This is a genomic window from Psychromonas sp., assembly GCF_983033635.1.
In genome coordinates, this window is the sequence record NZ_CEZLMY010000053.1 from 20,044 (window position 1) to 22,259 (window position 2,216).

Below are 2,216 nucleotides of genomic sequence, written 5' to 3' on the forward strand. Positions count from 1 at the left end.
TGGTTGCAATCAAGTTAGTGGTAATTTTGAACCGCAAAGCCAGGACTCAGGTTTAAATTCAGCAGTCGATTCAGAGCAGCTACAGGAAGAAAAATCGAACGAAAAAGTTAATGAGCCTTTTGAACAGCAAAAACAAGAGTCGGAGTTAAATTCAGTTAACGATTCTGAGCTGCAACTAGAAGAAAAACCGAGCACAAAAGTCAGTGAGCCTTTTGAACAGCAAAACCAGAAGTCGGATTTAAATTCAGTTAACGATTCAGACCTAAAACAGGAAGAAAAGGCGAGCACAGAAAAAACTGAGTATGAGCGCCTGAAATCTGAATTTGAGCGACTTAAATCTGAAGCACCGGTTAAACCTCGTAGTTATTATTAACTAACGATTGAATTAATAGGGTCAGAATCTGGCCCTTTGTGTTTTCAGTTTATAACTCTGCAATTTCCAGAATGGAAAAATATTAGTCAATCAATTTTTATATAGCAACAATGATAGCGCCTTCATGGCTAATGATATAAGCAGCATTGAAAGTGTTGCCATAAACCGTGGACAAGTTGAAAACGATTGCAGCAATCGAGTTTTATGGATGAGAGCTTCATTGCTAGTCGTCAGAGTCCACCGCATGGCAAGCAAAAAGCAGAAGTAGTTCGCCACTGCTTTTTCTCTTAGAAAAACATAATAAATGCCACATTTTGGTGAATAAATTACCCGAATTGGTGCGGGTATAGCAAACAGACACAAAGTAAAAACCGTAACACACTGATTGTTAACATGATTTATTATTGGCACGTTAATTCCATTACTTTGCTTGTTGCTGATATTTCAGCGCAATCAAGGAGAGTAAAATGAATAGTGACATTATGCTTTTAAGCTACGGTTACCCAATTGTGTATAAAGCTTTAAACAAGAAACGCAAATCAAAACGCAGTTTCTTTCGGTACATAACTGGATGGTAGTCAATAATCGCAGCAAAATAACCCTAGAGTTCAATGACTCTTTGCTTAATAGCCGAAGGATGGCAGCAGAGAGTCATTTTTTATGTTTATGACATGTATTGAAAACATAATGATATTAAAAACCAGCTTACATTAAGCTGTTATCAAATAAATCTTTGCAAGCAGATGCGGATAGGAAGTAATGGCTATTACACAATATTATATTTTTTAATTACAATACAAATAAGCGTTGCCATCTGCTTTAGACATTTCAATTACATCAACTTCAATGATTTCTCCTATCATAAATACAGTTAAATCTTTATCGCATTCAATGCGCATTGTTCCTGGAAAAAAATCAACAAAAAACGGGCGTAAACCTAAGCCACTATCAATTTGCAAACAAACTTCAGCTAATATTTTTTGTGAATCTAATGAGATAGTATTTTCTACTTCCATTATTTAACCACTCCACTGTAAATAAAAGTCAGCTTTGAACAGACAGATACAAACAGGGACTGTAGGGGAAGAGCATAATTAAATACAAACACCTATTTATTGCACCTTACAAATCAAAACAAAGTCATTGTATATGATGATCTTTTAAAATCATATGATTATTACAAATCATTACAGCGAAATAACTGGATTCAATTATTTCCCACTTAACTGCAATTAAAAACGTTTTAACTAATACAGATGATTGAGAGAATAGTTATTCTATTGTGCTATCATCTGACGCTGTATTAAAAGCTTTGAAAACAGCCCCTGCAGAGACTCAGTGCCATTCTGTTATTGTATTAATCAGGAGTAACTATTCCTAAATCAATGCATCTTTAACTGAATTTACATAGCGGCTCTGAATAGGAATTTAATTAATCAATTTGGTATAACAATGAATAACAACAACGATCCTCTGCATGGCGTGAAACTTGAGCATATTCTAATAGAGCTTGAAAAAAAATTAGGTTGGAATAAGATGGGTGAGTTACTTAATATTAACTGTTTCATTAATAACCCCCGTCTTAAATCAAGTTTGAAATTCCTGCGAAAAAATCCTTGGGCGCGTAGTAAGGTAGAGATTCTATATCTAAAAACGTTTTGTAGTGATCATAAAGCGACAGGGAAACTGATCAGAGGGATCGTTGCTCACAAAAGAGCGGCATCAACTAGTTCATCTGAAAAACCAGATATGTTTGTTTGGCCTACACTAAAGGATAAATAGACGATAAATTAAAGCTGATGATAAATCACCTTTCATGTTAAAATTGCTTAGTACTGTTTAT

The 2,216-nt window shown here is 34.7% G+C and carries 3 protein-coding genes; 2 read left to right on the top strand and 1 reads right to left on the bottom strand.

Translation table 11 applies throughout. The annotated features are described in order from the left end of the window. Positions 1–373: hypothetical protein (locus AC4GME_RS09230; RefSeq protein ID WP_490379277.1), on the top strand; the 373-nt coding region annotated here is incomplete at its 5' end. Between the two features lie 785 nt (positions 374–1,158). Here the strand turns inward: AC4GME_RS09230 and AC4GME_RS09235 are convergent. Next, positions 1,159–1,389: a hypothetical protein gene (locus AC4GME_RS09235; RefSeq protein WP_490379278.1), complete on the bottom strand. Its 231-nt coding sequence runs from the start codon at positions 1,387–1,389 to the stop codon at positions 1,159–1,161. A 436-nt stretch (positions 1,390–1,825) separates the two neighbouring features. Here AC4GME_RS09235 and AC4GME_RS09240 point away from each other — a divergent pair, with 436 nt between their 5' ends. After that, positions 1,826–2,155: a VF530 family protein gene (locus AC4GME_RS09240; RefSeq protein WP_490376855.1), complete on the top strand. Its 330-nt coding sequence runs from the start codon at positions 1,826–1,828 to the stop codon at positions 2,153–2,155. Positions 2,156–2,216 lie beyond the last annotated feature (61 nt).

Excerpts from the sequence above, each read along its gene's own strand:
- AC4GME_RS09235 (WP_490379278.1), bottom strand. The coding sequence starts at position 1,389 with ATGGAAGTAGAAAATACTATCTCATTAGATTCACAAAAAATATTAGCT.
- AC4GME_RS09240 (WP_490376855.1), top strand. The coding sequence starts at position 1,826 with ATGAATAACAACAACGATCCTCTGCATGGCGTGAAACTTGAGCATATT.